Source organism: Sphingomonas sp. Leaf242, assembly GCF_001422045.1.
Taxonomy (GTDB): domain Bacteria; phylum Pseudomonadota; class Alphaproteobacteria; order Sphingomonadales; family Sphingomonadaceae; genus Sphingomonas.
This window is the reverse complement of sequence record NZ_LMLW01000007.1, coordinates 254456-271006: the sequence shown is the minus strand read 5'-3', so window position 1 is coordinate 271006 and position 16551 is coordinate 254456. Positions and strand designations below refer to the sequence as shown.

At 66.6% G+C, this 16551-nt stretch carries 13 protein-coding genes and 1 pseudogene; 9 read left to right on the top strand and 5 right to left on the bottom strand.

Features of this window, described 5'->3' with window-relative positions; genetic code table 11:
• Positions 1-5: 5 nt before the first annotated feature.
• Positions 6-899: a glutathione-dependent disulfide-bond oxidoreductase gene (gene yghU / locus ASF09_RS05720; protein ID WP_060525320.1), complete on the bottom strand. Its 894-nt coding sequence runs from the start codon at positions 897-899 to the stop codon at positions 6-8.
• A 178-nt stretch (positions 900-1077) separates the two neighbouring features.
• Complete coding sequence (locus ASF09_RS05715; RefSeq protein ID WP_082444106.1) at positions 1078-1935, bottom strand: serine hydrolase; 858 nt, start codon at positions 1933-1935, stop codon at positions 1078-1080.
• 443 nt (positions 1936-2378) lie between these two features.
• Here ASF09_RS05715 and hpnA point away from each other — a divergent pair, with 443 nt between their 5' ends.
• The 7 genes from hpnA to ASF09_RS05680 are packed head-to-tail and all read left to right on the top strand — an operon-like array spanning position 2379 to position 10024.
• Positions 2379-3380, top strand: a complete 1002-nt coding sequence (hpnA, locus tag ASF09_RS05710; RefSeq protein ID WP_235529670.1) for a hopanoid-associated sugar epimerase — start codon at positions 2379-2381, stop codon at positions 3378-3380.
• Positions 3377-4504 carry a glycosyltransferase gene (locus ASF09_RS05705; RefSeq protein WP_060525319.1) on the top strand — a complete coding sequence of 376 codons (1128 nt, stop codon included), beginning with the start codon at positions 3377-3379 and terminating at the stop codon, positions 4502-4504. Before hpnA ends, ASF09_RS05705 begins: the two co-directional genes overlap by 4 nt.
• Complete coding sequence (gene hpnC, locus ASF09_RS05700; protein WP_060525318.1) at positions 4501-5361, top strand: squalene synthase HpnC; 861 nt, start codon at positions 4501-4503, stop codon at positions 5359-5361. The genes ASF09_RS05705 and hpnC overlap by 4 nt, the downstream gene beginning before the upstream one ends.
• Positions 5358-6197 carry a presqualene diphosphate synthase HpnD gene (gene hpnD / locus ASF09_RS05695; protein ID WP_060525317.1) on the top strand — a complete coding sequence of 280 codons (840 nt, stop codon included), beginning with the start codon at positions 5358-5360 and terminating at the stop codon, positions 6195-6197. The genes hpnC and hpnD overlap by 4 nt, the downstream gene beginning before the upstream one ends.
• Positions 6194-7447 (top strand): hydroxysqualene dehydroxylase HpnE, encoded by a 1254-nt coding sequence (gene hpnE, locus ASF09_RS05690; RefSeq protein WP_082444104.1) that lies wholly within the window; start codon positions 6194-6196, stop codon positions 7445-7447. Before hpnD ends, hpnE begins: the two co-directional genes overlap by 4 nt.
• A 7-nt stretch (positions 7448-7454) precedes the next feature.
• Complete coding sequence (gene shc, locus ASF09_RS05685) at positions 7455-9374, top strand: squalene--hopene cyclase (protein WP_235529668.1); 1920 nt, start codon at positions 7455-7457, stop codon at positions 9372-9374.
• Positions 9371-10024 (top strand): phosphorylase family protein, encoded by a 654-nt coding sequence (locus tag ASF09_RS05680; protein ID WP_060525315.1) that lies wholly within the window; start codon positions 9371-9373, stop codon positions 10022-10024. The genes shc and ASF09_RS05680 overlap by 4 nt, the downstream gene beginning before the upstream one ends.
• On the opposite strand, the gene hpnH is transcribed toward ASF09_RS05680, so the two are convergent.
• Both hpnH and ispH read right to left on the bottom strand, forming a co-directional pair.
• The gene (hpnH, locus tag ASF09_RS05675) at positions 9947-11092 is read right to left on the bottom strand and encodes an adenosyl-hopene transferase HpnH (protein WP_056049552.1); all 1146 of its coding nucleotides are present in this window, start codon (positions 11090-11092) and stop codon (positions 9947-9949) included. The genes ASF09_RS05680 and hpnH overlap by 78 nt on opposite strands.
• Before the next feature lie 8 nt (positions 11093-11100).
• Complete coding sequence (gene ispH / locus ASF09_RS05670; RefSeq protein WP_235529728.1) at positions 11101-12084, bottom strand: 4-hydroxy-3-methylbut-2-enyl diphosphate reductase; 984 nt, start codon at positions 12082-12084, stop codon at positions 11101-11103.
• 238 nt (positions 12085-12322) lie between these two features.
• On the opposite strand from ispH, the gene ASF09_RS05665 reads away from it, so the two are divergent.
• A complete protein-coding gene (locus ASF09_RS05665) occupies positions 12323-12937 on the top strand; it encodes an ABC transporter substrate-binding protein (RefSeq protein WP_060525313.1) in 615 nt (204 codons plus the stop codon).
• Positions 12934-13656, top strand: a pseudogene (locus tag ASF09_RS20910) (MlaA family lipoprotein); the annotation flags it as partial. The gene ASF09_RS05665 and the pseudogene ASF09_RS20910, both read left to right, overlap by 4 nt.
• 302 nt (positions 13657-13958) lie before the next feature.
• On the opposite strand, the gene ASF09_RS05655 reads toward ASF09_RS20910, so the two are convergent.
• The gene (locus ASF09_RS05655; RefSeq protein ID WP_200912544.1) at positions 13959-16547 is read right to left on the bottom strand and encodes an MMPL family transporter; all 2589 of its coding nucleotides are present in this window, start codon (positions 16545-16547) and stop codon (positions 13959-13961) included.
• Positions 16548-16551 lie beyond the last annotated feature (4 nt).

Below are 16551 nucleotides of genomic sequence, written 5' to 3'. Positions count from 1 at the left end.
TAACCCTAGCGCGTCTCGCCTTCCGTTGCCGTCGCATCGAGCTTGTCCTGCGTCCTAGTCTCGAAGTCGCCCGCATCGTGGCGTTCGTGGAGCTGGCTGGCGGGATCGCCGATCACCCGGTTGACCATCCGCCCGCGCTTCACTGCAGGCCGCGCGCCGATCAAGTCGGTCCAGCGCAGGACGTTCTTGTAGTCGTTCGCCTGAAGGAACTCGGCAGCCTCATAGACCTCGCCACTCACGAGCGCGCCGTACCACGGCCACACCGCCATATCGGCGATCGAATACTCGTCTCCGCCGATATATTCGCTCTCGCCGAGCCGCCGGTCGAGGACGTCGAGCTGGCGCTTCACCTCCATCGCGAAGCGGTCGATCGCATATTCGATCTTCACGGGCGCATAGGCATAGAAATGCCCGAACCCGCCGCCGAGCATCGGACCCGCGCCCATCTGCCAGAACAGCCACGACAGCACTTCGGCGCGCTTGGCCGGATCGGTGGGAAGGAACGCGCCGAATTTCTCGGCAAGATACAGCAGGATCGAACCGGACTCGAAGACCCGGATCGGAGTCGCGCCGCTGCGATCGACCAGCGCCGGTATCTTCGAATTGGGATTGGCTTCGACGAAACCGCTGCCGAACTGGTCGCCGTCCATGATCCTGATCAGCCACGCGTCGTATTCGGCGCCGACGTGCCCGGCAGCGAGCAGCTCCTCGAGCATCACGGTCACCTTCACGCCGTTGGGCGTTGCCAGCGAATAGAGCTGAAGCGGATGCTTGCCGATGGGGAGTGGCTTGTCATGCGTCGCGCCCGCGGTCGGACGATTGATGCTGGCGAACCGGCCTCCGCTCTCCTTGTTCCACGTCCAGATCTTGGGCGGCACGTATTCGGCGGTCTCGGTCATCGGGTCTCTCCGCTAGATTCAGGACTCTCCCGTCGGCGATAGGCGGTAATCCGGAATTGCTCCAGCCGTTTGGGACGCGACGGTGTCGGCGTGAGCCACACATTCAGGCAACCAACGAGCGGAACGCACCGCCGTCTGCCTGCGCCGGTACACAGCGACCGACCCAAGGACCGGGCGACTACCGCATTTGCATGAAGATAGAGACCGCGTTGCGGACGCTATCCGCAAACCGGTCATAGATCGCCCGCGCCACCTGGGCGATGACGGGCTGCCGATCGCGTCCACCGCGCGCGAACACCGCGACGGCCACGCGGCGGCCGTCGGGCATGGTAATGAACCCGACGTCGTTGGTGATACCGTCGAGCGTGCCGGTCTTGTCCTCCACGCGCGTACCGGCGGGGAGGAGTGCGCGGATCCGGCGCGTGCCGGTCGCGCATCGGCTCATCAGCTCCAACAGGAACGTGCGGCTTTGCGCCGTCAGCACGGTACCGTTGTCGATCTTGTTCAACAGCGTGACCATCGCGACCGGCGTGGCGACATCCCGGCTGTCCGCAAGGTGGCCGCGCTCCCGCAGCAGCTGGGCTATGGTCCGGTCCATCCGGATACCAGTGATATTCTGCGATGACAGCCACTGCTGGATCGCGCCGGGGCCGCCGAGCGCAGCAAGCAACTGGTCGGTCGCCTGATTATCGCTGCGGATGATCATCAGCTCCATGACCTTCGCCGCGGGCCGACCGACGATCATGTCGCCAAGGCTGCGTCGTCCCTGATCGACCTCGCCGAGATAGGCGGCTGCGATGGCGAGCTTGACCGTGCTCGCCATAGGAAACGGGGTATCGCCATTGATCGAGACGGTCGAGCCATCGCGAAGGTCCAGCGCAGCGATGCCATAGTCCCCGGAGCGTTCCGCGATCAGCTTGCTCAGCGCGTGCTCGAGCCCGATGAGGTCCGGAGAGCTTGCGGCCGCCGGTGCCGGGACGAGGACGGTCGCGGCGATACAGGACAGAAACAGATGGGAAAGCCGGCGTGCGTGCATCGATCGTCCTTGCGTATAGCTCTTCGGCAGCCTGCTCCTGCTAAACCGAAAAACCTGAACACATCGTGTTGCCCGTCGGCAAAATGCACACAACGACGCGTCGAGTGCCGTTCATCGCGAAACCGGGCAGCTGTGCCTACGCATTGGCGGCTTTTTGGGCAAGCGGCGCTGAGCCAAGCCGCTGCGATCGTCGCACGAGATGATGGAGATCGTGGATAGGGTAAGCGGTGCCAGGCGGGCATAATGACTCCCGACCCTCGGGCAGCGCTATTTCCCCTGCCCGAAAACGGCACGCCCGTCGAACCAGCGGCGCAACGGAAAAAAGGGGCGGCGTGGACCGGTATCGCGACGGAAGCGATCCTCGGAAGCGCAGGCTGGGATTGCGCGGCGCGACGATGGCCGTAAGGCATTCGGACAACTATGTTCGGTGAGAGTTCGATGCCGTGACCAGCTCCAGCGAGACGCTCCTGATCACCGGCGTCGCCGGTTTCGTGGGATCCGCGATTGCCAGGGCGGCGGCGGCGCATGGCATGCCGGTTCGGGGGTTGGTCCGACCATCCAGCACGCGGACCAACCTTGTCGATTTCCCCGGCGCCCTCGTCGAAGCGGATTTGCGCGATGCGGCTGCCGTGACGGCGGCGATGGGGGGCGTAAGCCGCGTCATCCATACCGCGGCCGACTACCGGATCTGGGCCCGCGATCCCGAAGAGATCGTCCGCAACAATCGCACCAGCACGCTTAACGTCATGACGGCTGCTCTGGCAGCCGGGGTAGAGCGCATCGTCTATACCAGCAGCGTCGCGACGCTGCTCCCCGACCCTATGGGGGCCGCCGACGAAACCCGACCCGCCACCGAACAGACCGTCGTCGGCGCGTACAAGCGCAGCAAGGTGGTCGCCGAACGGTTGGTCAAGGCGATGGTCCGCGAGCAGGGCCTGCCCGCGGTGATCGTCAATCCCTCGACGCCGATCGGCCCGCGCGACGTGCGGCCCACGCCGACCGGGCGGATCATCGTCGAAGCGGCGAACGGCAAGATGCCCGCGTTCGTCGACAGCGGCCTCAACCTCGTCCATGTCGACGATGTCGCGCGCGGTCATCTGCTGGCGCTCGATCGGGGTCGGATCGGCGAGCGCTATGTGCTTGGCGGGCAGGACGTCGCGCTGGCGGATATGCTCAGGGCGATCGCGACTATGGTCGGTCGTCGTGCGCCGACGGTCCGCCTGCCGCGCGCACCGCTGTTCCCGCTGGCGTGGCTCAACGAACGACTGGCCGCGGTCACCGGCAAGGAGCCGTTCCTGACGCTAGACGGACTGCGGATGGCCAAGCACACTATGTTCTACAGTTCCGCCAAGGCGACGCGCGAGCTTGGCTACCACGCGCGGCCGCATGAGCAGGCGCTGGCCGATGCGATCGCCTGGTTCCGGCAGGCGGGCATGATCGGGTGATCGGCATCGCCGTATCGACGGTCGCGATCTGGCTGTATCTGGTGCTAGGCAATGGCGGCTTCTGGCTGGCCCGCGAACGCGACACGCGCGACGTACCCCCTGCCCCCGCGCCCAGTGTTACGTCTTGGCCCGATGTCGTCGCGATCGTACCCGCGCGCGACGAGGCCGACGTCATCGCGCGCGCGATCGGCAGTCTGGCCGACCAGGACTATCCCGGCGATTTCCGCATCGTGCTGGTCGACGACGGCAGCAGCGACGGGACGGCGGACATCGCGCGTGACGCCGGTGGCGATCGGCTGACCATCGTACGGGGCACACCCCTGCCCGTGGACTGGACCGGCAAGCTGTGGGCGGTATCGCAGGGTATCGCGGCCGCCGAATCACCGCGCTATCTCTGGCTGACCGACGCGGATATCGCGCATGCCCCCGATACGCTGCGGTCGCTGGTCGCCCGGGCCGACCACCATGATCTGGCCCTGGTCTCGCTGATGGCGAAGCTGCGCTGCACGCATTGGGCGGAGCGCGCATTGATCCCCGCGTTCGTGTATTTTTTTCAGATGCTCTACCCGTTTTCGCGCGTAAACGGCCGGGGACCGGGTGCCGCAGCGGGCGGCTGTATGCTGGTGCGCCGCGAGGCTCTGGCATTAGTGGGTGGGATCGGCGCGATCCGCGGTGCGCTGATCGACGATTGCGCGTTCGGTGCGCTGATGAAGACGCAGGGACCGGTCTGGCTGGGGCTGACCGAGCGGTCGCGCAGCATACGTCCGTATGACGGCATCCGCCCGATCGCGGAGATGATCTCCCGGTCCGCCTACGCACAGCTCGACTATTCGCCGCTCAAGCTGATCGGGGCGGTGATCGGCCTCGCGCTCGTCTATGCCGCCCCGCCGCTGCTCGCGCTGTTTGCCGACGGGCCGGCCCGCGCGCTCGGGATAGCGGCATGGCTGCTGATGACGCTGTCGTTCCTGCCGATGCTGCGCTTCTACCGGCGCTCGCCGTTATGGTCGCCGTGCCTCCCGCTCATTGCGGCTTTCTACACGGGCTGCACCTTGCTATCCGCCTGGCAGCACGGGCGAGGCCGTGGCGGCATGTGGAAAGGGCGCGCGCAGGCTGCGCGGCAATGATGGCAACGGCATCGCATCAGCAGACCGCCGACCTCGCGTCCGGCAAGGATCACACGGGCGAGAACTTCCCGGTCGCCTCGGCGATCCTGAAGCGGGAGCACCGCGCGCCGATCATGGCGTTCTATCGCTTCGCGCGCGCCGCCGACGACGTCGCCGACCATCCGACCGCACCCGCCTCCGACAAGCTAGCCCGACTGCACGCCATGCGGCTGGGCGTGACCGGCCGAGGCGATGAACCGCATGCGCTGACGCTGCATCAGGTGATGGCCGAACGGGGTTTGGACGCGCGCCATGCCAACGACCTGCTCGACGCGTTCGAACACGACGTCACGGTGCGCCGCTATGCCGACTGGGACTCGCTGATCGCCTATTGCCGGCTCTCGGCGATGCCGGTGGGACGCTATGTACTCGACGTCCACGGCGAGGATCGCGCGACCTGGGAGGCGTCGGATGCGCTGTGCGCGGCGTTGCAGATCATCAACCATCTCCAGGATTGCGGGAAGGACTACCGCACGATCGACCGCGTGTATCTTCCCACGGAAATACTTGCCGCACACGGCGCCCGGGTCGAGCATCTTGGCGAAGATGCCGCATCGCCCGCGCTCAGGGCCACGATCGTCACGCTCGCCGAACGCACGCGCGGCCTGCTTGCGACGAGCGCCGGTTTCTCCGCGATGATCCGCGACCGCCGGCTTGCCGCCGAGGTGGCGATCATCCAGAGACTTGCCGAGAGCCTAACCGAACGCCTGCTGACGCGGGATCCGCTGAGCGAGCGCGTCCATCACGGCAAGCTGGAGGCGGCGTGGCTCGCTGCGGGTGCTGCGCTGGGCAGCCTTGTACGGGGACGTTCGCGATGAATCCCAATGCGACACCCGCCGCGCTCCGCGCCCAGGTATCGGGCAGTTCCTTCTATGCCGGCATGCGCGTGCTGCCCAAGGCCGAGCGCGAGGCGATGTATGCGATCTACGCGTTTTGCCGGATCGTCGACGACATCGCCGACGATCAGCAGGGCATACCAGCGGAGCGCGCCGCCCAGCTCGACCAGTGGCGGACCGATATCGATGCGCTCTATGCTGGTGGCGACCCCGGACAGGCGATCATCGTCGCCGAGGCCGTCCGCCGCTTCGATCTCGATCGCGCCGATTTGCACGCGGTTATCGATGGTATGGGGATGGACGTCGCAGCCGACATACGTTGGCCCCCCGCCGCGACGCTCGACCTGTATTGCGACCGCGTCGCCTCGGCGGTCGGGCGACTGTCGGTGCGGATCTTCGGGATGGACCCTGCGCCCGGTATCGCGCTCGCCTTCCATCTTGGCCGCGCGTTGCAACTGACCAATATCCTGCGCGACATCGACGAGGATGCCGCGATCGGCCGGGTCTACCTGCCGTTCGAACTGCTCAGCGGTGCGGGCATCACGATCACCGCACCGGCCGAGGTCATCGTTGATCCGCGCATCGACGCCGTTGCCCGCGCACTCGCGACCGAAGCGCATGGCCATTATGCGCAGGCCAACGCGATCCTGGCGAAGCGCCCGCGCGGACACCTGATCGCGCCGCGGTTGATGGCGGCGGCCTATGCCAAGGTGCTGTCGCGGATGGAGGGTGTCGGCTGGGCGCCGCCGCGAACCCGCGTCCGCGTATCGAAGCTGGCACTGCTCTGGACGATGCTGCGCCTGAGCCTGACCCGGTGAGCTTTTCCGGCGTGACGATTGCCGGAGCGGGGCTGGCAGGGCTTGCCGCCGCAGTCGCCGCGCGCGAGGCGGGGCTGGCGGTCCGGGTGGTCGATGGCGCGGCGCAGGCAGGCGGACGCTGCCGGTCGTATCATGATCCGCAGCTCGGGCTGACGATCGATAACGGCAATCATCTGGTTCTGTCGGGCAATACTGCGGTCACCCGCTTCCGGGCGACGATCGGCGCGACGACCCCACTCGCCGGGCCGGACCATGCCGATTTCGCATTTTGCAATCTTGCGACGGACGAACGGTGGACGGTGCGGATCAACGATGGTCCGGTGCCCTGGTGGGTGATGGCGAAACGCCGTCGCGTGCCGGGCAGCCGTGCGCGCGACTATCTGCCGCTAGCCCGTCTGCTCGGCGATCGGGAGGAGCGGATCGACGCGCGGATCGCGACCGATGGTCCGGTGTGGGCCCGGTTGCTCGAACCCGTGTTGCTCGCCGCGCTGAACACCGCACCTGCCGAGAGTTCGGCGAAGCTCGCAGGCGCGGTCCTGCGCGAGACGATCGCGAAAGGTGGCAAGGCGATGCGTCCACGGATCGCCGAGCCGAACCTGTCCGCGGCGTTCATCGATCCGGCGCTGGCGTGGCTCGCAGGCCATGCAAGCCCGGTGACGCTCGGCCGCCGCCTTCGCGCGATCGACTTCGAGGGCGACCGTGCGACCAGCCTGGACTGGGGCAACGGACCGGAACAGATCGCAGACGACGAGGCGGTGATCCTCGCCGTGCCCGCCTGGACCGCAACCGCGCTGATTCCCGGTCTCCAGGCGCCCGACGAACACCGCGCGATCGTCAACGGGCATTTCGCGTTTCCAGCCCCAACCGGCGCGCCGGCGATGCTGGGACTGCTCGGCGGGACGGCGGAATGGGTCTTCGCGTTTCACGATCGACTTTCGGTGACCGTGAGCGCAGCTGATCATCTCGTCGACCGCGACCGCGAGACGCTAGCACGGGCGTTCTGGGCGGATATCTGCGCCGCGCTCAAGATCGACGCGCCGATGCCGCGCTGGCAGATCGTCAAGGAGAAGCGGGCGACCTTCGCCGCCACGCCCGAGCAGAACGCCAAACGCCCGCCTGCGCGTACCCGCTGGCGCAACCTGTTCCTTGCGGGCGACTGGACCGATACCGGCCTTCCCTCGACGATCGAGGGGGCGCTGCGCTCGGGCGAAACCGCCGCCCATTTGGTAAGGGGCGATCATGCCCGATAACGATCCTATGCACGCCCCCCCTTCGCTTGCCGCGGTCGAAGTCGCGGTTGACCGCGCTACCGCCGCATTGGCCGCGCAGCAGCGCGACGACGGGCACTGGGTATTCGAACTCGAGGCCGACGCGACGATCCCGGCCGAATACGTCCTGTTGCGGCATTATCTCGGCGAGCCCGTTGCTGCGGATCTGGAAGCGAAGATCGGACGCTACCTCCGCCGCATCCAATCCGAGGCGCATGGTGGCTGGGGCCTGTTCCACGAGGGCGCGTTCGATGTCAGCGCAAGCGTGAAGGCCTATTATGCGTTGAAAATGATCGGTGACGCGACCGACGCGCCACATATGGCACGCGCGCGGACCGCGATCCTGGCTGCGGGCGGTGCGGCGGCGAGCAACGTCTTTACGCGGATCCAGCTGGCGCTGTTCGCCGCAGGGCCGTGGGCGACCGTGCCGACGATGCCGCCCGAACTGATCCTGACGCCGCGCTGGTTCCCGGTCCACTTGTCCAAGATGTCGTACTGGGCACGCACCGTCGTCGTGCCGTTGCTCGTGCTGGCCGCGCTGAAGCCGGTCGCCCGCAATCCGCTGGGGGTGAAGATCGACGAACTTTACACCGGCGCGGCGGTTCGGCCACGGTCGAAGGCTGCAGATACGAAGTGGCTGTGGACGGCCGGGTTCAACGCGCTCGACCGGGTGCTGAAGGTCGGCGACCGGCTCTGGCCCAAGCGGATGCGCCGGCGTGCGATCGAGGCGTGCACAGCGTTCGTCACCGAGCGGTTGAACGGCGAGGACGGGCTCGGCGCGATCTATCCGGCGATGGCGAACAGCGTGATGATGTTCGACGCACTCGGCTATGCGGCGGATCATCCGGCGCGGGCGATCGCGCGGCAGTCGATCGAGAATTTGCTCATCGTCGGCGAGGACGAGGCGTATTGCCAGCCCTGCGTCTCGCCGGTGTGGGACACCGCACTAGCGGCGCATGCGATGTTCGAAGCAGGCCGCGACGACCTGGCCGCGAAGGCGCTCGCCTGGTTGAAGCCGCGCCAGGTGCTCGACGTGAAGGGCGACTGGGCGGACGAGAAGCCCGACGTGCGGCCCGGCGGCTGGGCGTTCCAGTACAACAACGACCATTATCCCGATCTCGACGACACTGCCGTGGTCGTGATGGCGATGGATCGCGCGCAGGCCGGGGCAGCGTACACTACTGCGATCGAACGCGGCGTCGAATGGACCGTCGGGCTGCAAAGCCGCAACGGCGGCTGGGGCGCGTTCGATGCGGACAACAGCTACGACTATCTGAACAACCTGCCCTTCTCCGATCATGGCGCATTGCTCGACCCGCCGACCGCGGACGTCAGCGCGCGCGTCGTGTCGATGCTCGCGCAGCTCGGCCAACGCGACGGGCCCCGCATGGCCAGCGCGCTCGCCTATCTGGAGCGTGAGCAGATGGCGGACGGCAGCTGGTTCGGGCGCTGGGGCGTCAACTATATCTACGGCACCTGGTCGGTGCTGTGCGCGCTGAACGCGGCAGGGTTTGCCGCCGAACATCAGATCGTCGCCAAGGCGGTCGATTGGCTCGAGCGCATTCAGAATGCCGATGGCGGCTGGGGCGAGGATTGCGACAGCTATGCGCTGGATTATGCCGGCTACACGCCCGCGCCGTCGACCGCGTCGCAGACCGCCTGGGCGCTGCTTGGGATGATGGCGGCGGGTAGCGTCGACGGCGATGCGGTCGAGCGGGGGATCAACTGGCTCTCAGCGCATCAGGATGCCGAGGGTCTGTGGGGCCAGGAACACTATACCGGGGGCGGATTTCCACGCGTGTTCTACCTGCGCTACCACGGCTATCCAAAGTATTTCCCGCTCTGGGCGATGGCGCGGTATCGCAACCTCAAGCGCTCCAACACGCGCACCGTCGGGTACGGGATGTGATACTTGCCGCGTGCGGCCTGCAGCGCGAGGCGCGGCTGATCGCAAAGGCGGGGCTGGTCCCGGTGATCGGCGGCGGCGATGCCGAGCGGCTGGGGAACGCGCTCGAACGGCGCTGTGAAGAGGCCAGCGCGATCCTGTCGATCGGGCTCTGCGGGGCGTTGGCGGCCGATCTCGACATCGGCGATGTGGTGATCGATGCCCACACTGCGGGTCTGATTGCGTGGCTACGAGCCGCCCTTCCCCACGCTCGTACCGGCGCGATCGTTGGGCAAGACAGTCCGGCAGCCACAAGCGACGACAAACGCCGCCTTCATCTCGCTACCGGAGCGCTGGCCGTAGACATGGAGTCGCATGTCGCCGCGCGCGTGGCTCTCCACCGAGGGCTGCCGTTCGCGGCGATCCGCGTGGTGTCCGACGATGCGCGGCGGACCCTGCCGCCCGCCGCGCTCGTCGGCATGCGGCCGGACGGCGGGATGGCACTAGACGCGGTGCTGAAATCACTCGCGCGGCACCCTGCCCAACTCCCCGCGCTGATTCGCACCGGTCTCGACGCGGAGCGGGCGTTCCGAGCGTTAGGCCGCGCGTTGCGCGCGCTTGAAGCCCACGGGATCGGCTTCCTTGATCCGCGCGAGTTCCCGCTCGACCTGTGACGCATAGGTCTCGGCAGCGGGACGCTGATGCGACAAGTCGATATCCGGCTTCATCGGTCCGTCGGTCCGAACGCCCTTCATCGCCACCTTCATGAGCTTGAGCGGATGACGGATCGCATCGGTCGCCGCCGTGCCTTCGAAGCCGCAATGGACCATGCAGTCGGCGCACTTCTCATATTTGCCGACGCCGTATTCGTCCCAGTCGGTGCCCTCCATTAGCTCGGCGAACGTGGGCACATAGCCTTCGCCGACGAGGTAGCACGGCTTCTGCCAGCCAAAGACGGTGCGCAGCGGCATCGACCAGGGCGTGCATTCATAGGTCTGGTTGCCAGCCAGGAAATCGAGGAACAGCGGCGAGTTGGTAAAGGTCCATGCCTTGCCGCCATTGCCGCGCGAGAACACGTCGCGGAAGAAGTTCTTGGTCCGCTCGCGGTTGAGGAAATGCGCCTGGTCGGGCGCGCGCTCATAGGCATAGCCCGGCGAAATCGTGATCTCGACGCCGTTTGCTTCCATGTCGTCGAAGAACGCCGCGGTGCGTGCCGGATCGGCGCCGTCGAACACGGTGCAGTTGACCTGGACGCGGAAGCCCTTTGCCTTCGCGAGTGCGATCGCATCCTTGGCGACGTCGTACACGCCGTCCTGGCAGACCGACTTGTCGTGTGCCGCCTGGTCGCCATCGAGATGGATGGACCAGGTGAAGAACGGCGACGGCGTATAATCGTCGATCTTCTTCTTCATCAGCAGCGCGTTGGTGCACAGGATGACGAACTTCTTGCGCTCGATGTACCCCTTGACGATCTTCGGCATGTCGCGGTGCAGCAATGGCTCGCCGCCGGCAATCGAAACTGCCGGCGCGCCGCAATCGTCGATCGCCGCCATGCACTCGTCATAGCTCAGCCGCTGGTTGAGGATCGCGTCGGGATAGTCGATCTTGCCGCAGCCTGCGCACGCCAGGTTACAGCGAAGCAGCGGCTCGAGCATCAGGACGAGCGGATATTTGCCGCCCTTGATATGCTGTTTGACGGTGTAGGCGCCGATGCGGGCGATCTGGCTGAGGGGAAGGCTCATGCTCGTTCCTATTCGGCCGCCGCGGCGGTGGCGCGGGGCATTCTGAGTTCGGCGGGGAGGCTGAATTCGACATTCTCTTCCACGCCGTCGAGTTGTGAAACGCGCACGGGTCGCAACAGTCGCAACGCCGCGATCACCGAATCGACGAGTTCGTCGGGTGCTGAGGCGCCTGCGGTGATACCGACCGCGGCGACGCCGTCGAGCCATACCGGATCGACCCCGTCGCCGTCATCGACCAGATAGCTCGGTATGCCCATCTCGGTACCGATCTCTCGCAGGCGGTTCGAATTCGAGCTGTTGGCCGCGCCGACGACGATCAGCAGATCGCTCACCCGCGCCAGATCACGGACCGCGGTCTGGCGGTTCTGCGTGGCATAGCAGATCTCCGAGACGTCCGGCCCCTCGACATCGGCGAACCGCGCATGCAGCGCCATGATGACACCGCGGGTGTCGTCGACGCTCAGCGTGGTCTGCGTGACGTAGGCGATCGGCGTGTCGACCGGGATCGACAACGCTTCGACCTCCTCGGGGGTCGAGACGAGATGCATTGGCGCGTCGACCTGCCCCATCGTGCCGATCACCTCGACATGACCTGCATGGCCGATCAACACGATCGTGCGCCCCGACTTCGCATAGCGGCGACCCTGGATATGGACCTTCGTGACCAGCGGGCAGGTCGCATCGAGGACGGGGAGTTCGCGCAAGCGCGCTTCCTCCTGCACACTGCGCGCGACGCCATGTGCACTGAAGATCGTCACCGCACCGGGCGGGATCTCGGTCAGGTCCTCGACGAACACCGCACCCTTGCGCCGCAGCTTGTCGACGACGTGACGGTTGTGGACAATCTCGTGACGGACGTAAACGGGAGCGGAGTATCGCTCGATCGCCCTCTCGACGATATCGATTGCACGGACCACGCCGGCACAAAAACCACGAGGTTGCGCGAGGATCACCTGAAGCGGTGTCGTCGCATTAGCGGGGGAACGATCGATGTCCCTATCGGTGGTTTGCAAGACCGCCAGGTCCTTTCCGTCATCAACAAGGCGTACTTTCCGACTTCTACCCGCCTCTCGGTGTTATAACGTAGGTAAGCATTGCGACCGTCTCGTGAAAGGTCAAAATGTCGCTTCGGCCCTAGAGGCGATCGAATCGCGCCATGTATTCGCTTTGTGGACCTGGCACGCGACCGGCGGTATGCGATCATGCAATCAGTTTTTCGGAGAAACCCGCATGCGATCCCCGCTCCAGATCCTGCTGTCCTCGGCCGTCCTGCTACCCTCGTCCCTGCTTGCCGTGGCACCCGTTTCGGCGCAGGCGAGCGATCCGGCACAAGCGCCGGTCAAGGCGCTCGACGACGGCCTGCTCGGCATCATGAAGAGCGGCAAGCCGGCAGCCGCCCGCGCCGCGGCGATCGGCCCGGTCATCGATCGCAGCTTCGACCTGCCGTTGATGACTCGGCTTTCGGTCGGCGCAGGCTGGACCACGGCCAACGCAGCGGATCAGAGCGCGCTCGTCGCAGCCTTCCGCCGCATGACGATCGCGCAATATGCCAAGAACTTCGACAGCTGGTCCGGGCAGGCCCTCACGATAGATCCCAAGGTCGACACGCGCGGTGGCGACCGTCTTGTCCGCACGACGCTGTCGAGCAAGTCCGGTAGCCCGACCGCCTTGTCCTATCGCCTGCGCCAAAGCGGCGGCAGCTGGAAGATCATCGACGTCTTCTACCGCAATTCGATCAGCCAGCTTGCAACGCGCCGTGCCGATTTTGCCAGCGTCCTTCAGAGCGGCGGCGCCAAGGCGCTGGTGACCCATCTTGACGAGCTCGCGGCGAAGAGCACCAAGTGAGTCCAGCGATCGCGGCATTGCTGCTGGCCGGGGCTTCGCAGGCCGCGCCCCTCCCCCAAACTGCGCCCACGCAGGTTGGCGAGGCGCCCGCCGCTTCGCCCCCAGCCGCCGGACCGCGTGCCCGTCCCCGCCATGCGCGCAGGGATTCGCTTGAGGGTTTCAATCGTCGCATGTTCGCGACGCAGCAGGGTTTCGATCGGCGGCTCTTTCGTCCCGCGGCGATGGGGTACAAGCATGTCGTGCCCAAACCGGTGCGCTCGGGTATCCGGAACGTCTTCAGCAACCTGGGCGAGCCGATCGTCTTCCTGAACTATCTGCTCCAGCTGAAGCCCGGCAAGGCCGCCGAGACGTTGGGCCGCTTCATGTTCAATTCGACGCTCGGGATCGGCGGGCTGGTCGACGTCGCCAAGCTGCCGGCGATCAAGCTACCACACCGACCCAACGGGTTCGGCAATACGCTGGCCCTCTACGGTGTGAAGCCTGGGCCCTATATATTCCTGCCGTTCGTCGGGCCGTCGACATTGCGCGATCTGCTCGGCGGACAGGCTGACGGACTGGTGCTGCCGCTGACGGTCGGATCGCCATTCGACCGGCTCGAATACCAGGCGCCGCGCGCTTTCCTGACCGGGCTGGACACGCGGGCGGAGGCGGACGACGATCTGCGTGCATTGTTCGCCGGTGCGGTCGATCCGTATGCGACGCTGCAATCGGTGTACCTGCAAAACCGGGTAGCCGAGATCCAGCGCTTGCGGGGAACCAAGGCGAAGGCGGCCGGTGGCGAACTGGACGACCCGCTGGCAGATCCGGCGAATGGCGCTACGGTACCGGCGTCGGATGCTCCCGAACTTTCGGACCCATTGGCCGATCCTGCGGCAACGTCTTCGCCGGCAGCGACGCCAACGACATCGGCACCTGACTCCGCTCCAGAGCTTGCTGATCCGCTGACCGACCCAGCCGCGTCTCAGGCGAATCCCCGACACCGAACCCGTCCTCAACGCCATTACCCTGACCTCCGTCAAGATTACGGAGCCTTGGAATCCTTCCCCTTGCGGGGCGGGCCCAGCAAGGCGGGTTCAAAGATCAACGCGCAGACGAGCGTCCAGGCGAGCGAGATCAGCAGGATCTTGCCCATGCTGGCGGTGCCCGGATGGTGCGACAGCCACAGGCTGCCGAACGCGGTGCCGGTGGCGAGCGCGCTGAACACGATCGCGCGCGCAAGGCTCGATTGCAGCAGATCGGTCGCGCCGCCGCGCCATGCCATCACGAAATAGATGTGAAACGCGACACCGACGCCGAACAGCAACGGGAAGGCGATGATGTTGGCGAAGTTGATCGGCTGGCCGATCACGACGCAGGTGCCGAGCGTCAGGAAGATCGACAGCACCACCGGCGCCAGCGTGAACGCCACCTCCTTCGCATCGCGCAGCACCGCGAACAGCAGCAGGCTGACCAGCACGAGCGCGATCACGCCGGCCTGCACGAACGCGCCGGCGATCGTGAAAGCGGCCGCCTGGGTCGCGACCGGCAGCCCCGATGCGTTGGGAGCGATCGCGGTCACCGCCGTGCGGAACCGCTCCATCACGCGGTTGTCGTTGGCATTGCCGGAGGGGAACACCGAGACCCGGTACTGGCCGGTCGGGGCCTGCCAGTCGCGGACCAGCGCCGGTGGGAGCGTCGTGCGCGTCACGCCCTGTGCCTGCAATGCCGCACGCGCCTGATAGAGCATGACCGCGAGCGGTTGCGACAGCATGTCGTCCACCCGGTTGCGTGCCGTGGGCTGCGCGGCGGCAAGCCGATCGAACGCATCGGCCAGCCCCGAACGATCGCCAGATTGGCGCAGCTTGGCGGTCACGGCCCGTAACGCGGCGACGCGCGTGGCATCATCGGTGCGGGGGGCTACATCGAACGGGTTGAGCGTGAGGTCGAGCAGGACGTTGGCATCGCCGATCACCGCCAGCTTCACCGGCTGGTCGGCGGGTACGAAGCTGTTGATCGAGATGACCTGCTTCACTTCGGGAAGGCGGCTCAGCTGCCGGGTCAGTGCGACCACGCGGGCATGATCCGGGGCGAGGATATCGATCGTGTTGGGCGTCCGCGTCGGATCTCGCGCCAGATCGGCGAGCGTGCGCATCGCCGGACCGTTCGGATCGCGCAGATGGAGCGGATTGAAGTCGAACGTGACGAACGGCAGCAGCGCGATGCTGGCCAGCATCGCCACGCCGAACGCCCACAATACCGTCCGCCGCCGCGTTTCGAGCGCGCGGTCGATCGGTGCAGCCCAGGCGAACCCGACCTCGCGGGTTGGCGCCCCCGGCCGCAGGAGCAGCACCAGCGCGGGGAGCAACGTCACGCTGAACGCCAGCGCGATCATCATGCCAAGCCCGGCGATCACGCCCAGCTCGGCGACCCCGATATACGCGGTCGGCAGGAACGCACCGAAACCGAGGAAGACCGCGCCGGCCGCGAGCAGCAATGGCGCGCCGAGCGCGGTCGCCGCGCCGCGCAGAGCGTCCGCAGGGCTGGCACCGTCGACCCGCTCGGCGTTGAACCGCACGCAAAGCTGGATCCCGAAGTCGACGCCGAGACCGACGAACAACGGGATGAACGCGACCGAGATCAAGTTCAGGCGACCGACCACCGCCATCCCGATCGCGGTGGTGACGACCAGACCAACGACGATCGTCGCGACGATCGCGGCGACCAGCCGAACCGAACGGGTCGCGAGCCAGAGCGTCACCAGCATCGCGACCAGCATCACCAGCCCGACGACGCCGATATTCTCCTCCAGCGTCGCGAACTCCTCGTCCGCCAGCGGTACCTCGCCGGTCAGGCGGACGTCGACACCGTGCGCTGCATCGAGCCGCAATGCGCCGGAGGCTGCGGCGACGGCACGTGCGGCCTCCTTGCCGGGGGTCAGAGAGCCGTAGTCGAGCACCGGCCTGACCAGGATCAGCCGACGGGTCGGTGCGGCGAGTGCTGAACTGCCGTCCGCGAACAGCGTCTGCCAGGAGAAGAACGCCGGCTTGCCCGCGAGGACGCGATCGATCGCCTGGGCGAGCGCGCGCATCGGCGGATCGATCTGCGCCAACGTCACCGAGCCGGCCGCCACCCCGTCGAGCATCGTCGACAACGCGCCTGCGACACCGTGCAGCGATGGATCAGCAGCAAGCGGCCCAAGCATCGGTTGCGCCGCGATCAGCGCCGCGGTCGCCTTGCGGACGTCGTTAGGGGAGCCGAACAAAAGGCCTTCGCGCGCGAAGAAGTCGCCGCCATCGGGTCGGCGCACCAACTGGAAATGTCGCGGGTCCGCCGCCAGGTTCGCCGACAGCCGGGCCGCGCCATCCTCGGCGAGTTCGGGCGTCCGGCCATCGACGACGATCAGCATCGCGTCGCGCAACTGCGGGAACGCGTCCTTCATCGCGCGCTCCTGACGCCGCCAGTCGACATCGGGCGAAATCAGCGCGCCGGTATCCGTCGTCATCGTGAAGTGCGTGGCGGTAAACAGCAGCGCGAGCAACGCGGTGAGCAGGCCGAGCGCGGTCGTCAGCCAGGGCCGGCGAATACTGATCGACACGAGGCGCGGGACCAGCATCCGCAGGGTCGAGGACATCGTC